This is a genomic window from Inquilinus sp. OTU3971 (assembly GCF_038440215.1).
This window is the reverse complement of record NZ_JASATH010000002.1, coordinates 25,811-48,179: the sequence shown is the minus strand read 5'-3', so window position 1 is coordinate 48,179 and position 22,369 is coordinate 25,811. Positions and strand designations below refer to the sequence as shown.

At 64.5% G+C, this 22,369-nt stretch carries 33 protein-coding genes; 2 read left to right on the top strand and 31 right to left on the bottom strand.

The window, feature by feature from the left end:
• Positions 1 to 65: 65 nt before the first annotated feature.
• From AAHM41_RS00880 to AAHM41_RS00810, 15 genes are all read right to left on the bottom strand, one after another.
• Positions 66 to 278: a hypothetical protein gene (locus AAHM41_RS00880; RefSeq protein ID WP_342234604.1), complete on the bottom strand. Its 213-nt coding sequence runs from the start codon at positions 276 to 278 to the stop codon at positions 66 to 68.
• Between the two features lie 116 nt (positions 279 to 394).
• Positions 395 to 739, bottom strand: a complete 345-nt coding sequence (locus tag AAHM41_RS00875) for a hypothetical protein (RefSeq protein WP_342234603.1) — start codon at positions 737 to 739, stop codon at positions 395 to 397.
• 39 nt (positions 740 to 778) lie between these two features.
• A complete protein-coding gene (locus tag AAHM41_RS00870; protein WP_342234602.1) occupies positions 779 to 1,042 on the bottom strand; it encodes a DUF5334 family protein in 264 nt (87 codons plus the stop codon).
• Positions 1,043 to 1,055: 13 nt separating this feature from the next.
• Positions 1,056 to 1,604, bottom strand: a complete 549-nt coding sequence (locus AAHM41_RS00865; protein WP_342234601.1) for a gamma carbonic anhydrase family protein — start codon at positions 1,602 to 1,604, stop codon at positions 1,056 to 1,058.
• 3 nt (positions 1,605 to 1,607) lie between these two features.
• Positions 1,608 to 2,549 (bottom strand): N-acetyl-gamma-glutamyl-phosphate reductase, encoded by a 942-nt coding sequence (gene argC, locus AAHM41_RS00860; protein ID WP_342234600.1) that lies wholly within the window; start codon positions 2,547 to 2,549, stop codon positions 1,608 to 1,610.
• A gap of 87 nt (positions 2,550 to 2,636) precedes the next feature.
• Entirely contained in the window at positions 2,637 to 2,996 is a 360-nt protein-coding gene (locus tag AAHM41_RS00855) for a hypothetical protein (protein ID WP_342234599.1), read from the bottom strand.
• A 24-nt stretch (positions 2,997 to 3,020) separates the two neighbouring features.
• A complete protein-coding gene (locus tag AAHM41_RS00850; protein WP_342234598.1) occupies positions 3,021 to 3,797 on the bottom strand; it encodes a methyltransferase domain-containing protein in 777 nt (258 codons plus the stop codon).
• A gap of 215 nt (positions 3,798 to 4,012) precedes the next feature.
• On the bottom strand, positions 4,013 to 4,216 hold the full coding sequence (locus AAHM41_RS00845; RefSeq protein ID WP_342234597.1) for a hypothetical protein: 204 nt from the start codon (positions 4,214 to 4,216) through the stop codon (positions 4,013 to 4,015).
• The gene (locus AAHM41_RS00840) at positions 4,213 to 4,692 is read right to left on the bottom strand and encodes a hypothetical protein (protein ID WP_342234596.1); all 480 of its coding nucleotides are present in this window, start codon (positions 4,690 to 4,692) and stop codon (positions 4,213 to 4,215) included. The genes AAHM41_RS00845 and AAHM41_RS00840 overlap by 4 nt, the downstream gene beginning before the upstream one ends.
• Entirely contained in the window at positions 4,692 to 5,063 is a 372-nt protein-coding gene (locus AAHM41_RS00835) for a hypothetical protein (protein WP_342234595.1), read from the bottom strand. Before AAHM41_RS00835 ends, AAHM41_RS00840 begins: the two co-directional genes overlap by 1 nt.
• Before the next feature lie 89 nt (positions 5,064 to 5,152).
• A complete protein-coding gene (locus AAHM41_RS00830) occupies positions 5,153 to 5,665 on the bottom strand; it encodes a hypothetical protein (protein ID WP_342234594.1) in 513 nt (170 codons plus the stop codon).
• Positions 5,666 to 5,731: 66 nt separating this feature from the next.
• On the bottom strand, positions 5,732 to 6,247 hold the full coding sequence (locus AAHM41_RS00825; RefSeq protein WP_342234593.1) for a hypothetical protein: 516 nt from the start codon (positions 6,245 to 6,247) through the stop codon (positions 5,732 to 5,734).
• A gap of 102 nt (positions 6,248 to 6,349) precedes the next feature.
• A complete protein-coding gene (locus AAHM41_RS00820; protein WP_342234592.1) occupies positions 6,350 to 6,559 on the bottom strand; it encodes a hypothetical protein in 210 nt (69 codons plus the stop codon).
• Between the two features lie 3 nt (positions 6,560 to 6,562).
• The gene (locus AAHM41_RS00815) at positions 6,563 to 6,778 is read right to left on the bottom strand and encodes a hypothetical protein (protein ID WP_342234591.1); all 216 of its coding nucleotides are present in this window, start codon (positions 6,776 to 6,778) and stop codon (positions 6,563 to 6,565) included.
• Between the two features lie 401 nt (positions 6,779 to 7,179).
• Positions 7,180 to 8,001: a hypothetical protein gene (locus tag AAHM41_RS00810; protein ID WP_342234590.1), complete on the bottom strand. Its 822-nt coding sequence runs from the start codon at positions 7,999 to 8,001 to the stop codon at positions 7,180 to 7,182.
• Between the two features lie 346 nt (positions 8,002 to 8,347).
• Here AAHM41_RS00810 and AAHM41_RS00805 point away from each other — a divergent pair, with 346 nt between their 5' ends.
• Positions 8,348 to 9,949, top strand: coding sequence for a hypothetical protein (locus AAHM41_RS00805; RefSeq protein ID WP_342234589.1), 1,602 nt, complete (start codon positions 8,348 to 8,350; stop codon positions 9,947 to 9,949).
• Positions 9,946 to 10,962 carry a hypothetical protein gene (locus tag AAHM41_RS00800; protein ID WP_342234588.1) on the top strand — a complete coding sequence of 339 codons (1,017 nt, stop codon included), beginning with the start codon at positions 9,946 to 9,948 and terminating at the stop codon, positions 10,960 to 10,962. The genes AAHM41_RS00805 and AAHM41_RS00800 overlap by 4 nt, the downstream gene beginning before the upstream one ends.
• A gap of 256 nt (positions 10,963 to 11,218) precedes the next feature.
• Here AAHM41_RS00800 and AAHM41_RS00795 read toward each other — a convergent pair whose 3' ends face one another.
• The 16 genes from AAHM41_RS00795 to AAHM41_RS00720 all read right to left on the bottom strand — a co-directional run bounded on the left by AAHM41_RS00795 (position 11,219) and on the right by AAHM41_RS00720 (position 22,346).
• Complete coding sequence (locus AAHM41_RS00795; RefSeq protein WP_342234587.1) at positions 11,219 to 11,803, bottom strand: 3'-5' exonuclease; 585 nt, start codon at positions 11,801 to 11,803, stop codon at positions 11,219 to 11,221.
• Positions 11,803 to 12,222, bottom strand: a complete 420-nt coding sequence (locus AAHM41_RS00790) for a hypothetical protein (RefSeq protein ID WP_342234586.1) — start codon at positions 12,220 to 12,222, stop codon at positions 11,803 to 11,805. The genes AAHM41_RS00795 and AAHM41_RS00790 overlap by 1 nt, the downstream gene beginning before the upstream one ends.
• 153 nt (positions 12,223 to 12,375) lie before the next feature.
• Entirely contained in the window at positions 12,376 to 12,936 is a 561-nt protein-coding gene (locus AAHM41_RS00785; RefSeq protein WP_342234585.1) for an Nmad5 family putative nucleotide modification protein, read from the bottom strand.
• Positions 12,937 to 13,021: 85 nt separating this feature from the next.
• Positions 13,022 to 13,624, bottom strand: coding sequence for an AAA family ATPase (locus tag AAHM41_RS00780; RefSeq protein WP_342234584.1), 603 nt, complete (start codon positions 13,622 to 13,624; stop codon positions 13,022 to 13,024).
• A 5-nt stretch (positions 13,625 to 13,629) separates the two neighbouring features.
• On the bottom strand, positions 13,630 to 13,809 hold the full coding sequence (locus AAHM41_RS00775; RefSeq protein ID WP_342234583.1) for a hypothetical protein: 180 nt from the start codon (positions 13,807 to 13,809) through the stop codon (positions 13,630 to 13,632).
• A 29-nt stretch (positions 13,810 to 13,838) separates the two neighbouring features.
• Positions 13,839 to 14,333 (bottom strand): dUTP diphosphatase, encoded by a 495-nt coding sequence (gene dut / locus AAHM41_RS00770; protein WP_342234582.1) that lies wholly within the window; start codon positions 14,331 to 14,333, stop codon positions 13,839 to 13,841.
• On the bottom strand, positions 14,330 to 14,590 hold the full coding sequence (locus AAHM41_RS00765; RefSeq protein WP_342234581.1) for a hypothetical protein: 261 nt from the start codon (positions 14,588 to 14,590) through the stop codon (positions 14,330 to 14,332). The genes dut and AAHM41_RS00765 overlap by 4 nt, the downstream gene beginning before the upstream one ends.
• Positions 14,590 to 15,546, bottom strand: a complete 957-nt coding sequence (locus AAHM41_RS00760) for an FAD-dependent thymidylate synthase (RefSeq protein ID WP_342234580.1) — start codon at positions 15,544 to 15,546, stop codon at positions 14,590 to 14,592. Before AAHM41_RS00760 ends, AAHM41_RS00765 begins: the two co-directional genes overlap by 1 nt.
• Entirely contained in the window at positions 15,546 to 15,770 is a 225-nt protein-coding gene (locus AAHM41_RS00755; protein WP_342234579.1) for a hypothetical protein, read from the bottom strand. The genes AAHM41_RS00760 and AAHM41_RS00755 overlap by 1 nt, the downstream gene beginning before the upstream one ends.
• Before the next feature lie 94 nt (positions 15,771 to 15,864).
• A complete protein-coding gene (locus AAHM41_RS00750; protein WP_342234578.1) occupies positions 15,865 to 16,170 on the bottom strand; it encodes a hypothetical protein in 306 nt (101 codons plus the stop codon).
• A gap of 69 nt (positions 16,171 to 16,239) precedes the next feature.
• The gene (locus AAHM41_RS00745) at positions 16,240 to 18,582 is read right to left on the bottom strand and encodes a ribonucleoside-diphosphate reductase (protein ID WP_342234577.1); all 2,343 of its coding nucleotides are present in this window, start codon (positions 18,580 to 18,582) and stop codon (positions 16,240 to 16,242) included.
• A gap of 71 nt (positions 18,583 to 18,653) precedes the next feature.
• Positions 18,654 to 19,244 (bottom strand): hypothetical protein, encoded by a 591-nt coding sequence (locus tag AAHM41_RS00740; RefSeq protein WP_342234576.1) that lies wholly within the window; start codon positions 19,242 to 19,244, stop codon positions 18,654 to 18,656.
• The gene (locus AAHM41_RS00735; RefSeq protein WP_342234575.1) at positions 19,244 to 19,726 is read right to left on the bottom strand and encodes a hypothetical protein; all 483 of its coding nucleotides are present in this window, start codon (positions 19,724 to 19,726) and stop codon (positions 19,244 to 19,246) included. Before AAHM41_RS00735 ends, AAHM41_RS00740 begins: the two co-directional genes overlap by 1 nt.
• A 42-nt stretch (positions 19,727 to 19,768) precedes the next feature.
• Complete coding sequence (locus AAHM41_RS00730; RefSeq protein WP_342234574.1) at positions 19,769 to 21,709, bottom strand: AAA family ATPase; 1,941 nt, start codon at positions 21,707 to 21,709, stop codon at positions 19,769 to 19,771.
• A complete protein-coding gene (locus tag AAHM41_RS00725; RefSeq protein WP_342234573.1) occupies positions 21,706 to 21,975 on the bottom strand; it encodes a hypothetical protein in 270 nt (89 codons plus the stop codon). Before AAHM41_RS00725 ends, AAHM41_RS00730 begins: the two co-directional genes overlap by 4 nt.
• Entirely contained in the window at positions 21,972 to 22,346 is a 375-nt protein-coding gene (locus AAHM41_RS00720) for a hypothetical protein (protein WP_342234572.1), read from the bottom strand. Before AAHM41_RS00720 ends, AAHM41_RS00725 begins: the two co-directional genes overlap by 4 nt.
• Between the last annotated feature and the right edge of the window lie 23 nt (positions 22,347 to 22,369).

The following is a 22,369-nucleotide window of genomic DNA, read 5'->3' as shown; positions in this document are numbered from 1 at the left end:
GCGACGTCTCCCGCATGCGTCGCTCGAAATGCAATATCGCGCTCAAAAGGTTGACTTAAGTTGACTTAGGTTTCCACAGCTCCGGACTGTGATTGTCTCTCCCAGGGGATAGAAGGGATGCCCGTGCCGGAATAGTTGCGCCGAATGATGCGGTTGCAGTCCAACAGCGCCAGCTTCCGCTTGGGGTGCGAGAGGCAGACCGCATAGAATGCGATCCAGGCCACGTCGATGTGGCCGACCGCGGCATGGATCTCCATCTTCCCTTCCTGCTCGCTCATCTCGACGACCTGGAAAGGGAGGAGGTGGGCATGTAGGCCGACCGCCAGGGACTCTCCGGTGTGTTCCTGTTCTGTTCCTGCAAGTCGGAGCGAACAGACCGGAGAGTCGAGTCCGATCAGGACCTATGGCGGGACGGCAGCGCTTCCCTGGCCGCCAAGTGCTCGTCCACATCGTCCCTGAGCTTGACGATGCGGCGCGCCAGCTCCCTCGCCTCATCTTCGGACATGGCCGTGAGCGTGGCGTGGCGCGTCCCACGCCCGGCATTAGGCTTGTTCGACGAGATGCTTTGGATGTCCTCGTAGACGGTGCCGAAAGGCGTGCCCTCGAAGTCCTTCGCCTGCACGGCCGACAGCGATAGAAAGCCGCTCTGCAGGCGCTCGGCGATCCGGCCTGGCCCCAGGGTCAAACAGTCCACGAAGTCGCCGAGCTTCTGCGCGGCGTATTTCAAATTGTCGCCCATCATCCCCTCCCAGTTCGATGAGACACGATACCTCAGCGCCTATTCGTCCTCCATCTCCAGCTCGAGGTAGTCGCCATCCTCGTCCGTGCCCTCGACCGTGACGGTGCGGTCGCGCCGCGTCACGCGGTCGACATCGATGGTCTGGTAGGTGCCGGAGCCATAGTCGTAGATCTCGACGGCCTCGCCGCTCCTGACCCGCTCGCCGGCCTCGATCTCGACGTTGGCGCCCTGTTCGTCCGTGCCGCTCCAGGCGAGGACGGGGGAGGGGAGGGCCAGCAGCAGGACCAGCGGCTGCAGCCTCATGCGCATTCTCCAGTCAGAGGGCCGAGCCCGCGTCCAGCACCAGGCTCGCCCGATATTCGACGCCGAGGGCAACATAGCGCGCCGCCAGGTTTACATGCTCGGCACGCTCTGCGTCGCTCAGGGAGCGCACAGGCCGGGCGGGGCTGCCCGCCCATAGCTCACCGGCCGGAACCCGCTTGCCGGGCGTCAGGAGCGCTCCGGCGGCGACCATGGCCTCTTCCTCGACTTCAGCCCGGTCCATTACGCAGGCCTTCATGCCGACGAAGCTGCGATCTGCCAGCGTGCAGGCGTGGATCAGCGCCATGTGCCCGATCGTGACGCCATTGCCGATGTAGGTCGGCACACCGCCGGCGACATGGACGACCGTGCCGTCCTGGATGTTGGTGTTGGAGCCGATCCGAATGGGCGCGATATCGCCGCGGATGACGCAGCCGAACCAGATGCTGGAGCCGCGGCCAATCTCGACGTCACCGATGATGACGGCGCCGGGTGCGATGAAGGCCTCCGGCGAGATTAGCGGCTCCTTGCCGTGGTAGGAGAGGATGACCGCGCCGGTCGCCATGATCTACGCCTCGAGGCGGACGGGCTGGCGCAGACCAAGCGCCAGGTCGAGGTTCTGCACCGCTGCGCCGGACGCGCCCTTGCCGAGATTGTCGAGCTGGGCGACCAGCAGCGCCTGCTGCTCCTTGGGATTCTCGAACACGTAGAGCCGGAGGTTGTTGGTGCCGTTCAGCCCCTCCGGCTCCAGCTCCTGGAGCTTGTTCGTCTCGCCTTCCGACGCCACGCTGACGTAGTCCTGGCCGGCATAGTGCTCAGTCAGGGCCGCGCGCAGCGCCGCAGCTGTCGGCCGCCTGGGAAGCGCCCATAGCTGAAGCGGCACCGAGACCAGCATGCCCTGCGCGAAAGCGCCCACCGAGGGCACGAAGATCGGCGCGCGCGTGAGGCCGGCCCAGGTTTGCAGCTCCGGGACGTGCTTGTGGCTCAGGCCGAGGCCGTAGAGGTAGAACGGCGTCGCCGGGCCTGATCCCTCATAACGCGCGATCAGGCTCTTGCCGCCGCCGCTGTAGCCGCTCACCGCGTTGACGGTGATCGGGTGATCCGATGGCACCAGGCCGCGGTCCACCAGCGGCCGCAGCAGCGCGATGCCGCCGGTCGGATAGCAGCCCGGGTTGGAGATGCGCTTCGACACGGCGATCGTCTTGGCCTGGCTGGGCGCGAGCTCGGGAAAGCCATAGGTCCAGCCGTCGGCGACCCGGTGCGCGGTCGAGGCGTCGATGATGACGGTCTTGGGGTTCTCCACCATGCCGACGGCCTCGCGGGCGGCGTCATCAGGCAGGCAGAGGATGACGGCGTCGGCCTCGTTCAGCACCCGGCGGCGAGCAGCCGGATCCTTGCGCTCGCTGGGCGGCAGGCTCATGAGCGTGATGTCGCCGCGGCGCTCGAGGCGTTCCCGGATCTGCAGCCCCGTCGTCCCTGCCTCACCGTCGATAAACACCTTCGCCGACATGGAAAATCTCCCGTGTGCGCTGGACGGGTTCTATCACGATCGGATTGGAGACGGGAGGAGTGTGTTCTAGGTCCTGGAGGCCCGCACCTACCGAAGATCCATGAGGCGATCGCCAAACGTAAACCACAGCGTCGTTCCGTCTATCTCGACTTCACTCGCCTCGAACACGGCGATGTAGCGCCCTCTCACGAATCCCCCACTCCCGTCCGGCACGATCGGGGGATCGTCAGCCAGGATGACACGACCCTTCGTTCGGATGCCCTCAATGAAACGGTCCCACGTCGGGTTTCCAGGCATGGCATGAGGATCTCGATATCGCATCCGCTGTTGCGCGTCCTCTTTCGTGGGGCGGACCCAGAACTTGTGAACGCACGGCAGATCCTCTTGGTCCCCATCAACACGCGCAAACCAGTCGCCTCGCTTGCCCTTCGCCCGCCGCAAATCCATCGCCGATCTCCCTCGCGCACAATACTAACACGACCGGAGCCGCAGGATCAGCTTGAGGTGCGAACGGTCCTGCAGGTCAACGCCGAAATCGCGGCGCACGTTCTCGCGGAGGTAGGGCAGGGTGAAATGGTCCATGTAGGCGACCTCGTAGTGCCGCGGCACGCCTGCCAGGAACGCCTCTGCCGTCGTCGGCAGGTAGTTCTCCGTCACTTCCCGCGCCCAGTTTGCGGCGTAGCGGTATTTCAGGAGGTAGTGGAGGAGGGCGCGGTTGCCGTCGATGGCGCCCCAGGCCTCCTCGAACTGCGCCAAGCGCTCGGGATGGGCCATCTGCCGCACTCGGGCGACCGACACGGGATTGGCCGGCCGATCGACGTCGCGGCCGGGCATCATATCCCTGATCGCGATCCACTCGGCGCCGGAGTTCCAGATCGCCTCGAAGAACGCCGCCCGCCGCTCGGCGCCGAGGTAGCTGTAGACCTCATGGATCACCGACGACAGCACCACCAAGCGCGGCCTGGCTGTGGCGGCCGCCAGCGCTGCGGCCAGATCGGCGACGATCTCGGCCCGGGGCACGGTAATGTTCGCCCGCGCCCGCATCTCCGGGCAGATGTCGACGCCGATCAGCTGTAGCCCCGGCTCGACATGCTCGATCGCCGCCAGCATGGTGCCGTCGGCACAACCGACGTCGATGATCGAGCCGAGCTCCACCTTGTCGAGGAAGAACAGCTTGTCGAGCAGCGGGAGGCGCATGCTCGACAGATAGACGCCATGATCGGCCACCGGCGCAGCGCCGAGCCTCATTTCTCGCGCCGTGTCCAGGGCGCGCCAGGCCGCCACAGCGGGGCAGGGGAGGGGAGGGACGCCAGCTCGTCCACGATGATGTGGGTGATTCTGGTGCCGGTGGCGCCCTTGCGCACTTCCCGCTCAGCAAGAATGCGCGCCTCCGCTTTAGCGCGCTCGCGAGCAAGCGCACTTTGCCTAGACCTAAACATGGATGGGTCCTTCTGGTGCGCCCGCTAGAGGGCCACGTAGACGTGGACGGGGCCGCCGTTGGCCGTGCCGAGGAGGGCGGTCCGGTTCCAGCCGTTGATCAGCTCGAGGAAGGCCGTGCGCCCGACCTGCGCCGTCTTGACGTAGAGGTGGTGGGCGCCGAGCTCACACTCCCTCCGGAGGATCTCTCGGCCGTCGCGGTAGGTGACGCAGAGGTAGCGGTGGCTCACCGCCGGCGCTCCCGAAAGATTGGGTCGAGTCCGAACAACCTGGCGATCCGGATGTGCAGCGGCGCCTTCTGCGTGCCGAAGCGCTCGATGTCCGACCAGCGGGCGGGCCGGGCGACCTCATATTCGTGGGAGAGGCTGATCTCATTGGTGAAGGCGTCCCGGTAGTAGTAGCCGATGTAGCCTTCCATCACGAACCAGCCGGGCCGCCAGAACTCCTCGTCCAGCATCTGGGCGATGCAATATTCAAGCATGCCCTCGGTGCCATCGATCTCGGCGCTACCGCCCTCCCACTGCATCTCGCCGAAATCGAGGCCGTGGCGCACAAAGCGCTGGCTGGCGTTGTCCCATGACTCGAACAGGTGGCTGTCGCCCTCGACAATCTGAAAGAGGATGTCGCTCTTGCCAGGGAGCGGGTGTTCAGTCGCCTCGATCTCCAGATCAAGTTCGGTCGGCTCGGCCACGGTGATCTGCCCCATCACGCAGTCCCCTTGGTGTCGAGCTCCTCGATCGCGTCCAGGGTCTTCTGGACGATGGCGCGCCGGGCGAGCCTGTAGTTCACGTAGTCGACCATTGCGACGCCCAGCCGGTAGGGCGAGTGCGCGACCATGAACTCGACCGCTTTCGTGTGCAGCGGCGAGCCCTGCTTGTGCCGCTCAAGGACGAAGGCCCTGGCGCTGGCGTCGTCGGCGAACATCATCGCCTCGTCGAGGCGCTGGAGGTCCCAGGTGCCCTCGGCATCGAAGATGAACCAGCCTTCGCCGTCCATCTGCCGGACCTCGGCTTCGGTGAAGTGCTGGTGGTAGAGGACACGCGGTCCCGTCGGCGCATCGATCCGAGCGCTGCACATGTCTTCTGTCCCTCGTCGCAGTTGCGCACTAGCGCGATATCGCAGTATCGCGCTAATGCTTCGGGCAGTCGGCTGGATACCCGGCTGGGTCAGGCCGCGGCGCGGGGTGCGGCACCGTCGCTGGTCGACACACGGACGGTGATCTTCCGCGGCGGGCCGGCGACGATCACCTTCGGGTTCAGGATCGGCTCGATCTTCGGCAGCGGCCGGCTATGGATCGCGAGCCCGCCGAGGAAGCTGATCGCCTGGTCGAAGGCGATCCGGACCCTGCCGGTCCGAAGATGGCCGAGCCTGAGCGCCACCATCTCCTCGGCGTGGCGATCCGCCGTCAGGGTGAGCATCACGTCGTCGAGGCGGTGACCGGCGCCGGGGAACACGGTGTCGTAGCGGACGTCGGTGATCTTCTCCCTCGGCTCGGCGACCTGGACGCGGCCCGGCAGCTCCACCAGCAGGTCATTCAACTGGTCGGCGGTCAGGATCACCTCCTGAGCCCCCGTGATCAGCGCCCTGGCCGGGCCGAGGCCGATGTTGAGTGCGGAGCGCACCGCCTTGAGGTCGGCAACCGGGTCGCGGCCCGGCAGAATCAGGACACGGATGTGCATGTGCAAAAGCCTTCTCGGTGGTGCGGAGGGGTGTCAGGGCCGGGCGGTCAGTGCCGCAGCTATGGATCAGGCGGCGACGCCTGCGTGGATCTGCGAGACGTGAACGAGCCGGCCGGTGTTGGCGTAGTGCTCGATCACGGCGGCGACGTCGAGCGGGTCGACGGGGGTCTGCGTCTCGTCGGCGTCGTAGTCGAGATACAGGGCGCAGGCGGGGCCAAACAGCGTGTCGGCGTCCTCCCACGCGATGTCGAAGAACTTCTCGGCCGCCGCTTCTCCGTAGAGATGTTCCTGACCCCCGACGATGAACTTGCCCCGGACCTTGTCCCAGACCAGGCCCTCGGCCTGAAACTTCGGGTCGAGCCCGGCCAGCCCCATGGCGCAGCAGATCGTGCCGCATGCCGGGGTATCCTCCCGGAACGCCGTGGCCGTCATCTTTTCGAACTCGTCCGGATCCTCGGTCTCGCCATCCAGGTCGACCTGTTCGACCTCGGCGACATAGTAGAGCATGTTGAAGCCGACAACGTCGGGCGGCAGCGGCGCCCGGAGAATGCTCGCCATGTGGCGGAGACGGTCTGCGTTCACGTCAATCTCCTCGTTGCACTGTCATCACTGACTGACTTCTTGTCGCACAACGCGAGCGGGAAGTCGGGTGGGTTTGCGCTACAGCAGCAGCGCGCTTTCGCCCTAGGCCGCAGCCTTGCCGGTGCGAGACCGGATTGCCTGGATCATCTCGCTCACGCGCGCGGTCGCCTGCTCGAACGCCGCGGCGCGCACGGCGTCGACCTCCAGACCCTCGGCGACGGCGAGCACCTGGCCGTCGAACTTGACCCGGACCTGCCAGCCGAACGTGCCGAGATCCTGCTCAATGGTCAGCTTGTCGGACGCGTTCGCCATGGCTCAGGCCGCCTCTGCGATACGGTTCGTGATCTCGATCACACCGAACTCCGGAGCCTCGAACCGGCCCGCGGTCGCCAGGTCGGCGCCCATCCGAATCCAGCTGAGTGCCGGCAGCTGAATGAGCGGCTGCGCCGCAAACTCGCCAACGGTGAGGGTGTCGGTGTTGCCATGGAGACTCCAGGCGATGACGGTTTCGGGAGCAACATCGAAAGGCAAGGAACAATCTCCTCGATACAGAACGTATCGTGAACATAGCGGGAGTCGCGATAACGCGGAAGAGGCACGTTTTGTGTAAAATGCCCGCTTAGTCAGCGATGACTGAATTATAGCGGGCGCTGCCCAGAGTCACACTCCTTTTGACGTATGCTCTACGAATTTGGATCGAGCTCTCTGCACTGCGTCGCGCGAGTGCTTGTCGTTCGATCAGAGATAGCGCTAGAGCGTGCTTGCTGCATTGCGCTATGTCGCGTCGCGTCACTGCGCGCGATGCGCTCTAGCGCGATCTGTGCGCGTTGCGCGAACGTCGTCCACAGCTGCCGGCAGGACGGTCCCGCGGGCACCCGCTGGCGCCCGGAAAAGAGAGGGGAGGTCTGAGACCTCCCCGCGCGGCATCCCCCTTAAGCCGCCGCCGGCGTCGGCGACATGATCTCCTTCAGCCGGATCGCGAGCAGGCTGTCCTCGTTCAGCCGCAGCTTGGCGCCGTCCTTGATGGCGATCTTCAGCGTCGGGAAGAGCGCCATCATCTGCTGGGACTGGCTGCGCGCCGTGCCCAGGCCGTAGGTGGTGCCGTCGCCCTTCGCCGAGCCGGTGATCTTGGCGACGAAGTCGGCGCTGGTGACCGTGCCCTTCTCCACCAGCGCCTGGAAGCACAGCATGGTGTAGACCGACGGGGCCTTGCCCTGCGCCACCGCGATCAGGAGGTTCTCGAACTTCTCGGCGATCTTCACCGCCTTCGGCTTGGTGGCGAGCACCTCCGCCTTGAGCTCGTTGGCGTCGCGCTCGGCGTCGTCCACGACCAGGGCGAAGTTGTCGGCGTCGAGGGTCTCGAGGCTGACGCGGGGCTTGGACTCCTTCGGCGCCTTCGGGGTCTTCGCCGACGTCGCCTTGGCGGGCTCGCTCGCCGCCGGCGCTTCGGTCGTCATGTCGCCCGCCGCTTCCTGTCCGGCGTAGGCGGCTTCCTTCGCCTCGATCGCGCCGACGGTCGCCTCGAGCTCCTCGGCACCCATCTCCGCCGGCGCTTCGGTCTCGACCATTGGCTCCTCGACCACCGGGGTCTCCTCGATCCCGGCGAGGACGTCCTCGACGATCTCCTCCGCCTGCTCCTCGACGATCTCTTCCTCGATCTCGCCGACCACGCCGCTGAGCTCGGCGTCGAGATCAGCCATCAGCGCGTCCACGTCCATCTCGGTGCCGGTGCCGATCGCGGGGTTCGTGCTCACCATTGCTCTCCTGCATTCTTGCTGCGATGTCGTCGCGTCGCTGCGACAAGATCACTTGTAGCGAGAGCCTGATGGGTGTTCGGTTGGCATCGCGTTGATAAGGACGGAAATTGCAACGGCCAATTCGGCCATTCAACCTACTGCCAGTTGGACAGAATACTTCCCACAGCATGACCAACACGCCTAGTTTCGGATATGGATGATCAAACAGGCCTAAGGTGTCTACGCAAGTCCATGAGATAGGTCGATACGAGTCGCGGGAGAGCGTCATTACGCCAATGCGCCTCAGAGCGCGCAAAAATTGTCAGCACGCTGCTTCGGGCGGTCATCTTCGCCCCCGACATACGTGCCACACCGCCAGGCCGAAGACTCGGCCGCACCGACCAGCCGCCACAAAGGCCCAAAATTGCGATCGCCTGAAGCGAGGCGTCAGACTTGCCGCAACGGCAAGCGTTCCAAGCGGCCGAATCGCACCGGAAAGCACGGTCAGGCTAAATTGAGCGGCTCACTTGCAAGTGGCCAATTTACTATTGCAGCGACGAAAGTCGTTCCAACTGCTATTGTCATAGCGGATGGGGGGGATACCACGGCGATGGGATTGACCCGACGCGATGTGATTAAGGCCGGACTGGCTGCCCCGTTCGCCGCGCTCGCCGGGACGGAACCGGCCTACGCAAACCCAGCCCTTATTGCTGCCATCGCTGCCGTAGGGATGTTCGTAAAATTACTCCAATCTCAGCAAGGTGATGGTGGCACTGGTGCAATACTGAGCGCTATCAATGGCAAGTTGGATATTATCATATCGCAGCTCGCCGTCGTCCAGACCGCGCTTGCTCAGATCACTTCCCAAATTGAACAGGTGAAGGACGAAGTATTAAGGGCAATATCCCAACAGTATGCTATCCAACTCTTTAACGCAGCTAAGACCGGCCTTGTGGCGATCAGGGATGTTCAGCGAGAAGCCGACTATAAGGGCATTTCTCTCAAAAGGGGCGCCGACCGCCAAGGGCTGGAAGAGCGGCTTGAACGCGCCTGGAATGAATTCGATGTGGCGCGTCGTCGCCTACGCGAATACGACCAGGGCCGTGGACTCATCGCAGCGCCGCTGCTCGACGCCATGGTGCTGGCAGATCATAGTGCATTTGCAGCGGGGATTATCGACGAAACGCAGTTTGCGATAGTCCTAGGTCGCCATCTTGATTGGATCAATTCCATGATTGATCCTAGACTAGAATTCTCGGTGACCAGTTTTGAAATCAAGGCAAAAGAAAACGAGGCATCGATGCGCGCGGCAATCGCCTCCAGCGCCAGGAACCCTGCCGATGCGGTCAGCATTATAGCAACCAACTTACTCAAGGGCCGTGAGGTTCGGATTTGCGCAATTACTACATTGGACGTTGAGTATTACAGCGAGTTTCAGTTCCGATCATGGAGATGGCTTCGTAACAATGAATACCTGATGGCCCCCACGTATACGGTAAAATACACGAACCACAATGGCGCCCATACATATGAAGACGTTACTTATGATCAAAATTATGAGTATAGGTTGACACTTGGAAATTCCCACATTTTGTATCAAAGTGAAGGCGTGTCATACGTAGATTTAAGCCAATGCACGCGTTTTAGCAATGGCGAAATCCACCTCCCCTACGAAGTCAGCGTTCAAGGAAACTTTTTACACGAAGTCATCGGGTCGCCAGCGTTCGACCGAGGTATTGGAAGCTACGTATTCGGCAATTTTATTGATAAAAGCACATTTGCCAGAACGATCTCGACAAACGGCAAAGAGACGGCAGTCGCAGTGCAACTACTGATCGACAAAGTAAATTTGGAAATATTGAACCAGCGGCTGGCGCAGTTGGCGACAGAGACGATCTCTGGAAATCGCCGTTTTGCCGAAAGCCTCGCGGCAGCGTTGCCGATAGTTCCACAGGACCGGCCATGAGACGTGCTCTCTATTTGGCAGTAGTGATACTACTTTGGTCGATCTCGTCGCCTTTCGCGCAGAATAAGGAGGGCGTGGAGAGGATTGACCGACACAAAAGCTTCGCCGAGTTGATGTCAGTTTTCGAGAACTGGGGGCTCGACCGGAACGTCCAAAACCAAATCAAGCAATTCAGTCCTCGCATAGCTTCCGACTTGGAATATGCGGGATCTGGAGGCGTGCTGATAGTTGTGCGGCTGGAGAAGTTTCAGACCGAGTCGGGGACCTTCAGACGCTTGATTGGAGGCAATGTTGATTACGTCGGAATCGGAGTAACCGACTACGACGCGGAAATTGCCAACATCGCGAAATCGAAACTAGAGGCTGGGGTCACGCCCGGAAGCATGTTTGATGCGGAGGCTAGCACTGCATACTGGTTCTCCAAATCAGGGAGCGACTTCACAGTCAGCGAGAAGCCATTGTCGTGGCTACGTGGGGAAGTCCTAAACGAGATCGTGGACCGCAAGCGGCGGTCCTATGATTGGAGAGTCGCCCGCACGGCGGAACTAACACGCCTTGCCGAGGTTGTAAGGAACCGGATTGACGACGGGCAAGAGAGTTCCACGATTTCAGCCCTTTTGCGGTCGCGGACTGAAGCATTGGCTAAACAGGCCGAGATTAACACGGCGCTCCGCGAAGCACTAGAGGGCGCTCTGGCCGCCGAACGACAGCAAGAGGCGCTCAAGGCAATTAGTTTCCTTGTGGACTACGCCTCCTTTGTGACCCAGTTCGCGAGCTCTCCCGAACAAAGCAATGCGTCTCCAATGACGAGAGAGGCGGCGCAGGCGCGGCTCGAACAGATTGAGAACGAAGCAAATGCAAAGGCCAAGCAGTTGGCGGAAGAGATGCAGCAGGCAGACGACACGACGTTTAATTTCAACCTGCGTTTGGAGTTGGAATTGCGCCAGCGAAAGGCGCCAACGGACAATCTTCCGCCTCTACAGGCCCCGGTCGTCAACCCGCCGCCTGATTGAATACTGATCAGCTCCGCCATGCCGAAGCGCGGGGTCGAATTCGACTTCCGCTGCACGGAATGCGAAGAGGAGGCTCGGTTCCAGCATCAGTCGGGCTGCACTCGCCGCCATACACTATCAAGCGGGACCCGGCCGGGGCGATAGCTGGTTACAGCCGCAGATCGGACAGGGGTGACGCGCCATCCCAATGGCCACTGCTCACTGATTGTGAACCATCCAAGCGCCTACCAGAAAGCGCGTCGGGTCTAGCGGCGTTCTAAGCTGCAATCGCCAGCGGTGCCGGCGAGACGGCTGGGATTTCGATCGCGGGCTTGAAGAAGCCGAAATCCACGCCGCGCCAGAAGCACTCAGCCATCACGTCAACGTCATACTCCGCGGCGTGGGCCGCCTCCGGGTCGTAGGGCACGTCGCAGGCATAGGCGAGCTCTCCAAGGGTCGGCACCTTGCCGGTCGCCGTCGCCCAGCGGCCCTCGACCATGGTGTCAAAGCTCTGGATGTCCGGCGGCGTGATGCCGATCCGCATCAGCTCCATGCCGATGAAGGGGAAGTCGAAGCTGTTGCCGTTATGGGCGACGAGCAGCGCGGTCCGGCCGAGGATCTTGGCGACGTCCGGCGCGACCACGTCCCAGGTCGGGCAGCCCGCCAGGTCGGCGAGCGAGATCTTGTGGACCGCCTGGGCCTTGGCGTCGATCGACCGCATCGGGTTGATCCGCTTGGTCCAGGTGAAGACCTTCTTGCGGGTCGCAGCGATATAGGTCGAGCAGCAGATCTCGATTATCCGGTGGCCCTTGGCTTGCTCGAGGCCCGTCGTCTCGATGTCGGTGAAGTTGATGACGGTCATCAGATTTCCTCGAAGCCTTTTGCCTTCAGGTGATCGAGAAGGCCGTCGAAGCGCCGCTTGGCGGCGAGCTCCGGATCAGCCTTCTCGGCGGTGTCGAATTTCTTGACCGGGCCGATCTTCAGGGAGATCGCCGTCACCTTCGTGCCCCCGGCGCGGCGGCTGACGATGGCAGCCTGGCCGCGGCCGTCGTGGAGTAGGCGCAGATCGCGCACAGAACGCTCAGGACGGGTGGGGAGCTTCTCGAAGACCTCGCGGACGTCCGGGGTGAGAAAGCCGCTCACGGCGTCCCAGATCGCCGTGAGACCGACCGTGAGCTGCCCCTCGAGGATCCGACCCTGCTCGTAGGAGCGGACCAGGTTCTCGGCCGCCTCAAGCGCCTTCCGGTTCAACTCCTGGTGGACTGTCGGGAAGTCCTCCATCGTCGTGGATCGTCCTCATCTGCCGGAGGAGCTGGCGCACCGTGTGACGGGTGCGCCGAGCCAGGAAGCCCTTGTCGAGGGAGGCGTCTGCGCCGTAGTGCCAGCGGCGGCCACGGCGCGGGAGCGAAGCGTCGTCCGCTGACGCCGGGTCGCTCATGCTGCCTTCTTGCGCGGCGGGAGCTTCGCGTTGATGCCGGCGATCAGCCCGACGGGGACCGGCAGGGGCACGCTGTCCGCCAGCGCCGCTTCCGGCACGTAGGACCGGACCTCTGGCCACATCTCGATCAGCTTCTTGATCGAGTGGGTGCGCTGCAGGACCACCTGCGTGTCGACCGTGAATTTCCTGATCTCGTCGGCGAGGGTGTCCCGGTCGTTCCGGAGAGCCGCGTAGAGCTCCGCCAGCTCGGTGCCGCCATCGACCTGGGCGATGGTCAGGCCGTGGTCCCAACCCTTGGGCACCTTCACATGCTTGATGACCTCCAGCCGAACCGTGCCGCCGCCGATCCTGACGATGATGTGCTTGGTGTGGTTCAGCCAGGAGACGGGCACGGCCTCGTAGGTGTTCCAGTTTTCCTCGCCGATCCCCAGGCGAATGAAGCGGCGCGCGATCTCGTCCTCGCGCTGCGCGACGGCGGCCTGGCGCTCGCCGAAGACCGCCTTGGTCATCTTGTCGAGGATCTCCTCGCGGACCGTATTGGTCAGCTTCTGTGCCATGTTCTGTCCCCTCGTCGCTTCGTTGTCAGTCAGTGCTGATTATAGCGACTGCGCAACGGGTGCGCAGTCACTTCTGACTGAATAGTCAATGGCAAGTGACGTGCTTGAGGTTCTTCTGCGCCGTGGTCGACAGGTCGCTCCAGATGTCGAGCACGATCTGCGTCCGCTCCTCGAGCGCCAGCGCCCTCCGCGCAATCTCGTAGCACTCCGGCAGCACCCGCAGGTCGTTGACCAGGCCCTGCACCAGCATGCCGTGGTGCTCCTGATAGGCGACCGACGGCGGCGGCTTGTCCGCCTCGACGACATAGGGGATGCCGGGCTTCACCAGGATCAGGCAGGTGAAGTTCTTGTTGGTCACGTCGATGCAGCGCTCGACGTAGGCGACGGCCGCCCGCTGCTCCTCCGCCGTGCCGCTGTTCTTGAGGCAGTCGGCCAGGATGTAGGCCGCCATGTCGAGCGGCGTGCGGTCGGAGATGAAGGAGCCGGCGTGCCGCTTGTAGTCGTCGATCGCGGCGTCGAGGATCATCTCCTGGACGCCGATGCGCTCATGCAGCGACAGGTCCGCAGCCATGTCGATGCCGAGCTCGCGGCAAACCTCGCCGGCCCGGCTCTCGATCACCGGCAGATGGAGCGTGGGCGCCACGGCCCGGGCCAGGGTTGTCTTGCCAACCCGGTGACTTCCGCACATGCCAATCACGATGTCCGCCTCGTCCAGTAGAAGACGAGCCCGAGGCCGGCGGCGATCACCATCGACACCGTGACGGTGCCGAGGGCCACGGCCGCATCCTTCGAGCCACTGACCAGGTATCCGGCGAAGCCGGACGCCAGGCCGACCAGCGTGAGGGTGACGACCATGCCGATCAGCACAGCCATCGCCCACACGCCTTCCCGCAGCTCCCGCACTAGCGCACGCCGGTGGAGCCGAAGCCGCCCTCGCCGCGCTTGGTCGCGACGGCGAAATCCTTGACCACCTCGAAGGCGGCGCGGATGACGGGCGTCAGGACCAGCTGCGCCAGGCGGTCGCCCCGGCGGATGTCGAGGGTGGTATGGCGGGTGCGGTTGGTCAGCATGATGACCAGCTCGCCCTGGTAGTCGGCGTCGATGATCCCGGTGCCGTTGGCCAGGGCGAAGCCCATCTTGCCGGCCGAGCTCCGGACATAGACCTTGCCGACATAGTTCGGGTCGCCGATGAAGAAGGCGAGGCCGGTCGGGATCGGGATGGTTTCGCCGGGCAGCAGCTCGATCCAGTCGCCGACGCAGGCGTGCAGATCGAAGCCCGCGGCCCAGTCGGACTGGTATTCGGGCAGGATCGCACTCTCGCGGACCCGCTTCACCTGCACGGGCAGCCCGCGGCGCGGGGCCATATCGGGCGCGAACGCGCCAATCATGACGGTCATTTCTGTTCCTCGAGCTCGATGGGGGTGGTGTCGACGGACTTGATCTGGAACTTGCCGCCGGCCTCCTTCAGGCCCTCACGCACGACGGCGAGCCCCGTCTGGCGCGCCTCGTCGGCGGTTGGGAAGGGGCCGTAGATGGGCACGGTCTCGTCCTGCGAGGTCTCGTCGCCGAAATAGGCGTAGAAGCCAGACTCGAGGCCCTCCGGCGTGTCCTTGGTCAGGTCGAGGACGTCGAAGGCCAGGGTGAAGCGCGCCATCAGACGCATTCCCCCGGCAGCATTTTGCGATACTGGCGGAAGCCGACAAAGTTGCCGTGCTGCTCGGGATGCCGCCAATGGACGTATCCCCAGCTCTCGTCCTTGACGGCGCCGGGGAACGGGCGCTCGTCCAAGTAGTAGTCGTCCGCCTGGGCGACGTGCTCCGCCGGCGAGGCGTGCATCGGCCGCGACCCGACCAGCTTGTCGTGAAGGGCGATGGCGCGATCAAACGTCATGTCGAAGCCGTCAACCGTCTTGTAGCTGGTCGAGGCATTGCGGGCGACGGACCGCTTGATGTGGTCCCGGATGTCAGGCCCGTTGACATAGCCAGGCTCGCCGAAGGGCAGGTGCCATTCGTTCGGCTGCAGGGTCTGGACGGTGCTCTCGTCCTCAAGGCACTTCGCGACCGCCTCGGCGAGCATGCGGATGTGAGGCTCGGCGTCCGGGTGGTTCCGCACCGCCAGGAAGTTGGTCCACTCGGTCGCGCTGACGACCACGGTCTTGTGGGTGTAGGGGCTCAGCACGCGGTTGACGATCTGCTTGTGGGCGCCGACGGCCGCGAGCTGCTTGGCGTAGTGGATGGCGTTCGCCATCGCCTCCAGCCACAGCGCCTTGGCCTCCGCCAGCTCGACGCCGGTCAGCTCCTGCCACGCCTGCATGCCAGGCTCGTTCTTGCCCCAGAACAGCGGGATCGCCGGATCGTCGATCACGTCCTGGATCAGCTTCTTGGTCGGGATGGCCCGGAGGCTGTTGGCGTTGCGCGACAGGTTCGGATCGGCCATCACCGAAGGCGTCGGCCACTCGAATTCAAGGCCCTCGTCGAGCGGGATCAGCCGGTGGGTGCGCTGCTCGGCGTGGATCCAATCGGGATAGCGCAGCAGCAGGGTCGACAGCACCTTGTCCGGCCGCGCAGCGTTGCGCGACCGGAGGATGGTCGTGGACGAGATCGTGGTCATCAGGCGGCGACAGCGGCGGTCGGTGCCGGCAGCACGGTCAGGTGCTGGACATTGCTCGACGCGGTGACGAGCCCGCTGTCGGTGCCGACGATCGAGACGCGGTCGCCGGAGAGGAGCGTGTTGTTCTTGATCTCGGCGAGCACAGCCTGGCCGGCGTCGGCGTCGAGCGGGATGGTGATGACGTCGCCAGTGTTCAGCTTGGCGGTGACGATGTAGTCAGACATGAGACCCTTTCCAATGCGCGTCGCGCTCGATCATTCACTGATGACTGATGATAGAAAGCGCGAGCAGGGCTCGCGCTTGGTATATTTCGACGGTCTACTTCTTCCGCTTCGGGCGCCGGACCGGTTCGGGCACAACAGGCTCGAGAGGAACCGGCTCAGCCTCGACCTCGATCGGATCGGGCACGACGTCGGTCACGAACGGGTCCGGCGCCACGAAGATCAGCATGCCGTGGTCCATGCACAGCGTCAGGCGGCCCTCCTGGTAGGGGATGCCGATGATCTGGAGTTCCTTCTCGGTCGCGGTCGCGGAATAGACCTGCTTCGCGACCTCCTGAGTGACCCTGAGATGGATCGCCTCGCCGCCGGTCGACCGATGGATGATGACGGAATGGGTATACACGAGGGACGAACTCCGAGTCAGTGCTGAATGAATGTTGGAGGCGCACGTCGCCTCCCGCGCAGGGAACGGTCAGGCCGCTTCCTTGTCGAAATCGACAGGGCAGGCACCCGTGCCGCAGTCGACATGGGCGAAGTCGACATCCTCCTTGGCATCGTCGGCGATGATGGCCGCGGCGATCATCTCGAACTCATGCTTGGAGACCGGCTGCTCCGGCTGATACTCGTAGGCCGTGGTGTCGACCGCCGGCATCACCGAGGCGCAGCGGACCTTGCTCTGCTGGCTCAGCATCGCATGACGGAACTCGGCGAGACTGACGACCTTCGGATCGTATTTGAGGGTGTAGGAGACCTGGTTGCCGGTCTCCTCCATCAGCCACAGATCCTCATCAACGCCGCGGATCCAGAACGTCTCCAGCAGGCGCAGATAGCGATACTGCTCCTCCGGGGTCGCCTCGGGCGCGGTCACCAGCTTGTCGCCCATCCCCAGCTGCGTGATCACCGGCGCCGTCGGGAAGCCGACGATCGTCGTGCCGCTGTAGGTCTGCAGGCGCTTCACCGGATAGCCCTTGGCCTCATACTCGGCCACCAGCGGGTCGTCGTTGCGGAACTGCACCCAGCGGAGATACTCGCGCATCGCCGGCAGGTGGGCGCCCTCGGTCAGGCCGAACAGCTTGGAGGTGGTGCCGGCCGGCTTGATCGTCCGATCGGTGTGCGGCACCACCACGCCAAGCACCTCGGAGTAGGCGCGAGCCTCGTCGCTCACGGCCCGGGCGAAGCGGGCGAGGGTGAGCCACATCCGCATCGCGTCCGGGTGCGGCTTGACCATGTATTCGCCGTTGGCGTCGAGCATGAGCTCGCCGTCCGGATCCTCGGCGACGATGTCCCGGAAGCCGAGCCCGAAGCGGGCGAAGATCCACTCGTGCAGCCCGGTGATGCCGACGCCGATGCGGTTGGTCCGCTCGGTCTCGCGCTTGTAGAGGGCGTCCATCAGGTTGGTGCGGATCAGCGCCCGCGTCGCCACCCGGAAGGCGTCCTCGGCGTCGTCATCGTTCTGCGCGTGGAAGGGCACGACGTCGGCGATGACGCAGTAGCCGCCCAGCAGCAGGAGACTGATCTCGCCGCAGGGGTTGGTGATCTGGGTATGCTTGAGCTTGGCGACGATCGCGGCCAGCCGCTTCATCAGCGGCACGGTCTCCTCGTCGATCTGGAACTTCTTCGAGCCGGCGAAGCGGCCGTCCAGATAACGGTCGAAGCCGTCGTTCTTCTGGGTCAGGAGATGCTGGTTAATGAAGCCCGGCTCGCCGGTGCCGTCGCCGTAGGCAGCCTCGGTCACCGCCAGGAACACCTGCCAGGCATGGAGCGCCAAGCGCCCGAAGCGACGCAGCCCGACGAAGTTGCGTGCCGCGGCCGGGGCCCTGCCGGGGTGGTCATCAAGCCAGGCCGCGATCTTCTGGACGTAGGTCCAGAAGTCCTCGTCGACCGTGATGCTGTTGTTGGCGGACCAGAGGAAGCCGCCGCGCTTGACGTTGATGAACTTGAGGACCGACGGGTCGCGCCAGCTCTTGGTCGCCATGCGGGCCGCGCGGCGGGCGCCGCCGACGAGCACGCACTCGGCCAGGTAATGATCGGCGTAGAGCGCCTGGCGCCACGGCTCCATGCCGGCGTCACGGATGCGCGCCACATTCGCGAGCGCCGCCATCAGCGGGCCCGGGCCGGACGCCGGGCGGTTCTGCATGCCCCGGATCGGCGAGCCGTTCGGCCGGACCTTGCTGAAATCGAGGATCAGAACCTTCTCGCGGTGGACACCCTCGAAGGCGAGCCGCTCCATCAGCTCGACGGCCTTGGCCCAGCCCTCGCGGCTGTCCTCGACCTCATGGACGATGATCTCGCGGTCGCTGTAGAGGTGCTCGACGTCGCGGCGGGTCATGTAGCCGGTGATCCGGCCCGACTGAACGTCGGCATGCGACCAGTCGATGACGCACAGCGCGGTCGGCAACTGCGCCAGATCCACGATCATCAGGGGATCGTCATAGGAGCGGCCGACGCCGGCGCCGTTGAGCAGCAGGGTGAACAGGAGCGCCGACGTCGCCGCCGTGGCACAGTTCGTGAAGACCTCGATGTTGCGGGTCGGCTGGGTGTGATCGCCGTGCTGCAGGTGCCGGCCCGACATGAGCAGCGATGCCTGGCGCAGATGGTGGTGCATGCCGGCGAACTGGTCGACAATGCGGTCATTCTCCGGATCGAGCAGGGCATTGCCGAGCGCGACGCGCTCCGCGACATCCGCCCAGGTCTCAGTGCGGACCTCGCCGGTCTCCGGATTGGTGATCTTGCGGTTCACGGTGCGATCGGCGACAGCCTGGCCGATGCCGGCGAAGTAGGACCTCGCCGGAGGAAGCGTATCGTGGGAGGGCATGGTGCCTCGGAGTTTCAGAAGGGAAGGGCGTCTATTGTATCTAAGTCAGTGATGACTGACTAGACAGGGTGTTAAGCAGCCCGCGCGATGGCAGCGTGATACATCGAGGCGACCTGGAGGAACTGGTCGGTCTCGAGTCCGGCCTTGATGATGGCGCAGCCGTCGGCCATGTGCTCGTTCTCCCCCAGGAGCTCCCACTTGCCCCTGAACTTGCGCCGTCTCCACGGGGCGTTCGGGAAGCGCGCGGTCGCCCAATCGATCATCTCGTCCTTGGTCGCAGTGGCGCGGCCCACGGTCTTCTTCTTCGCCTCGATCGGCTGCACCTGGACGATCGGCACCGGGGACGAGGCGAGCACGCCGATCGACATGCCGGCGCTGATGTTGGCCCGGGCGGACTGCGAGCCCGACGGGATCTCGGCGAAGATCAAGGCGCAGCCCTTCGCCATGCCGTGGAAGCCCTTGTGCATCTCCATGGCGCGGCGAAGGTCGTCGGAGCTCTTCCGGACGGTCTTGCCGGACTCGTTCGCGGTCTTGATGACGTCCATGTCCTCGACGTCCCAGACCAGCTCCGGGGTCTCGAGGCTGGCGAGATCGATCCTCGCCCGCACCAGGCCGAAATTGCGCAACGCCGGGTCGACGCCCAGCACCCTCAGAAAGGCCATCAGAAAATCCCCCAAAGCGGGTTGTCGGCGTAGGTGTCGGCCTCTTTCTTGGCCTTGGCGTGCTCCTTGATCGTGGCGGCGCTCGTGATCGCCTTGGACCACTCCAGGTCGATCAGCTTCTCGATCCGCACCTTGAACTTCTCCAGGTGCCGGAACGCCTCGACGGAGTTCATCTCCATCCGGCTGTAGTCGCGGGCGTCGACCGGCTCCAGCGAGAAGATCATGTCCCCGCGCTTGCCGCCGCGGCACTCGGGCCGAAGCGTGAACTCGTCGCCGGCGACCACGGGCTTCTTCTTGTAGCCGCCGTCGGGGAACAGGAGCGTCGCCGTAAAGGTCGAGCCCAGAGTGAAGATCAAGTCACCCTTCTCGTTGGTGATCTTGTCGTTGAGGATGCTGGCCAATGCATCGAGGTTGGCCGAATTCGGTGATGCCATGCTGTCTTCCGCTTCAGGGTTCTCCAGATCGTCGAGGAGAACCGCCATAGTAGCGGTCTCCTCATCGTCTACGGGCAGTCCGGCGACCATTTAGGCCGCGACGATATCGCTGACCATCGACCGATCGCCTGACTTGGTGATCGTGATGGACTGCCGGATCCAATCTTTCAGATCGCTGTGACTTATTATAAGAACGGTCCCGCGATCCCGCGCTTTTTCTTCGAGCACCGCGATCAGTCTTTCGAGGCCCGCGGCGTCGAGCGCGTCATCGATCTCGTCGCCGATGAACAGGCCGAACGGCTTGGTGGCGCGGCTCGAGACCAGGTCCTGCAGCGCCAACGCGCAGGCGGCCCGCACCTTGCGCTTCTCGCCGCCGGAGATCGCCGCGAACTGGTCGCCACCCTTGGCGTGGTTGACCTCGATCGCGAACTTCTCCTTCAGCTCGCCCTTCGCCGAGCGGGTGAGCGTCGACCAGGTGGCGGAGATGTTGCCGTCGGAGAGCGTGCCGAGGTAGTGCGCCGTCCGGTCGTTGAGGAACGGCGTCACGGTGTCGAGGATGTGCGCCCGCACGCCGGCGGGGCCGAAGACCTTCATGGCCTCGGTGACGAGCGCCACCTCCTCCTCGGCGGCCGCATGCCCCGCCTTCGCCGTCTCGAGCCCCTTTTCGAGCTCGGCATGGGCCAGCTTGGCGCGCTCGATGCGCGCGAGGTGCGGGTTCACCGTCTCCCGGCGCTCCTTGATGCGGGCGACAAGATCGGTCAGCTTCGACCGCTGCCGGGCAAGCTCGGCCTTCGCCCGGCCCAGCTCGTCGTATTTCGCGCGCAGATCGCGCAAGAGCGCGCTTGTCGCTGACACGTCAGTCATCGACGCTCGATGAGCGGACAGCGTCTCACGCGCGCTCTGAGCGCGTTTCTGAGCATCTCCGAACGATGCGATTGCAGCGCGACATTCAGCGACGATGCGCGCGAGCTTGTCAGTCGCCAGCTTCTTGGCGGCAGCCAGGTCGTGCTCGCAATAGGCCTTGCCGCACTCGCCGCAGGGGTCGCCCACCCGGCTGCCGACGCGGTCGAGATCCTTCCTGGCGCGCTCGATGTCCGCCTTGAAGCGGGTGACGGCGGTCTGATGCGCCACCACCTCCCGGTCCTCGACCCCGACCGCGTTGGCGAGCGTCTGCTCCTGCCGGCGCTCACCTTCAACCGCCGCCAGCGCGGCCTCGGCCGCCTTGATCTTGTCGAGGAGACCCGCCTCGCCGTAGCCGGCGACCAGCGCCTCCTGCGCCGGGAGGGCGTCCTTCACCAGCTTCGCCTCGCCCGCCAGGGTCCGGAGCGTCGCCACGGTGTCGGCGTCCCAGGTGAGCTTGTCGCGCCCGGCCTCGGCGATCTGGTCGGCAGCCGTCGTCAACCGATCCCGGAGCCGGTCGACCGCGGCGGTCTCCCGCGCCAGCTGTTCACCCGCGGTCGCGGCGCGCTTGCGCGCCACCTCGTAAGCGCCTTCGAGCACCGTGATGCCGGCGGCCTCCTCAACCAGGAGCTTGAGCGGCTTGTCCGTCATGCCGGGCAGGTTCGGCATCGACTCCTGACCCGCATAGACGGCGGAGCGGAACACCTCGTAGCTGCAGCCGAGCACCTTCTCGAGGGCGACCTGCGTCAGCTTGTCGGTGCCCTTGGTGTGATCGGTCTCGGTGCCGTCGTCCTCGACCTTGAACAGGTGGAGCGCGTTCCTGCCCGTCTTGTGCTTGCGGTGGCGCCGGACGATCCAGCGATCGTCGCCGTCGAGCAGCGTGAGCTCCACGACGCAGCCCTTGCCCTCCGAGCGGAGGACGACGCTGTCGCCCGAGACCTCGCGCGCCGTGACGCCATAGAGGCACCAGCACACCGCGTCCGCGATCGAGGACTTGCCGGCGCCGTTCGACTTGGCGCTGGTGTCGTCCAGGTTGACGCCCTGCAGCAGCACCAGGCCGCGGTCGTCGAGGCGCAGCTCGGCCTCGCCGATGGTCAGGAAGTTCTGGGCCCGGAGGCGTTCGATCTTCATCCTTCGTTCCTCACCTGGCGGCGGATGACGAGCATGCGAATGCCCAGGCGGGCGAAGCGGACCACGAAGGTGGCCACCCCCTGCATGACGGCCGCGACCGCGACGCCGATGAGCATGTCCAGCAGCTGGAAGGTCGGGTGCCAACTCACGATCAGGGTCACCCAACCGGCGATGATGATGAGACGGAGACCTTGCGTGAAGGTCTCATCCGCCTCCTCCTTCGCGTGCTCCCACGCGAAGGTGTTCAGGAAACGCCAGGGCCTCACTTCGACAGCTTCCCCATCTCGCGGTTGACCATGTCCGCCGCGTCGTAGTTGCGGACCGCTGGGGCCGGCGCCGATGTCTTGGCGGCGCGCTTGGCCTTGGCTTTGCCGCCCGAGCGCACAGTGGTGTTCCAGGCGACCGGCTTGGTGCCCATGCCGGTGGCGGGCGGCACCCGGCGCGAGGCGAAGCGCTCGGGCTGGCGCTCGGTCTCGGCGATCGAGATCACCTGCTCGCCGAACTTCTCGCGGTAGCGCTGGGCGGTGACCCAGGGAAGGTCGTGATAGACCTCCTCGACCAGGCGCTCCTCGACCACGCCGCCGGCGTGATGAACCTGGACCTTCCGATTCATCCGGACCGTGTAGAGCTGAGCCATCACAAATCCCTCCTGTTCGGGGC